At 48.4% G+C, this 1,031-nt stretch carries 1 protein-coding gene; it reads left to right on the plus strand.

The window, feature by feature from the left end; all coding sequences use genetic code 11:
- The coding region (locus tag AMS66_RS23125; RefSeq protein WP_236703591.1) for an amidohydrolase family protein at positions 1-1,031 on the plus strand (1,031 nt) is incomplete at both ends.

Genomic DNA, 1,031 nt, shown 5'->3' on the forward strand with positions numbered 1-1,031 from the left:
TATCTTTGATGGGGAGCAAATCATTGCGCCTAGACATGTTGTCATTAAAGGGGAGTCTATTATTTCAGTGGGTGGAGACCTTCCGGCCGATGCAACGATTATCGATGGAGAAAATGCGACTCTAATGCCTGGTCTGATTGATGCACATGTTCACACCTCCATCGGCGGATTACGAGATGCGCTAAAATTCGGCGTTACCACTGAACTCGAAATGAACGGTGATTTTACTAAACGAGGGCGCGAAATTCAGTTGAAAAACGTGAATGACATCGCAGATGTCCGTTCTGCTGGCACAGCGATCACCGCTCCGGGCGGACATCCGGATGAATTATTGCCAGATGGAGATGAAATACCTGAATTCGTATTAAAGGAACTAGAGAAGTTATCGGAGGAAGATCGGGAAGCAATGTTAGCCGCATACGCTCACGATCACGATGAAATACCTCAAGTGACAACGGTCGAAGAAGCGATTAAACACGTGCATACCCAAGTAGAGAATGGGGCCGACTATATTAAGATCATGATTGAAGAAGGAACGGTCATGGGTGCACCTGGCCTGCCTGTATTAAGCGATGAGATTCTAAAAACAGCCGTGACAGAAGCCCACAAGTTCGAGAAGCTGGTCATCGCCCACGTCTTGACGGCCCTTTCATCGCAACAAGCCATCGATTTTGGAGTCGACGGGTTGGGCCACTTGTTCATCGACAGACCCGAATACACCTCCGAGTTAGTGAAATCCATAGCAGCTTCAGGCGCTTTTGTTACACCGTGCTTGGTGTTGAATTCATCGATTATTGGAAATACGGCATCCGAATTGGCGAATGATCCGCGTGTTCATTCCAAATTAAGTCCGGATTGGATCGATATTCTGAACTCAAGCTTCAATACGTTCCCGCAAGGCAATATGGAGAACAGCTTTAAGAATGTGATGGACCTTCACCGTGCCGGAGTTGATATTCTGGTAGGGACGGATGTCGCACCGGTTCCCGTTCCGAACCTCGGTGGCCTTGCTCATGGGGCAAGTGTCCACC

The sequence above is a fragment of the Paenibacillus xylanivorans genome (assembly GCF_001280595.1).
Taxonomy (GTDB): domain Bacteria; phylum Bacillota; class Bacilli; order Paenibacillales; family Paenibacillaceae; genus Paenibacillus; species Paenibacillus xylanivorans.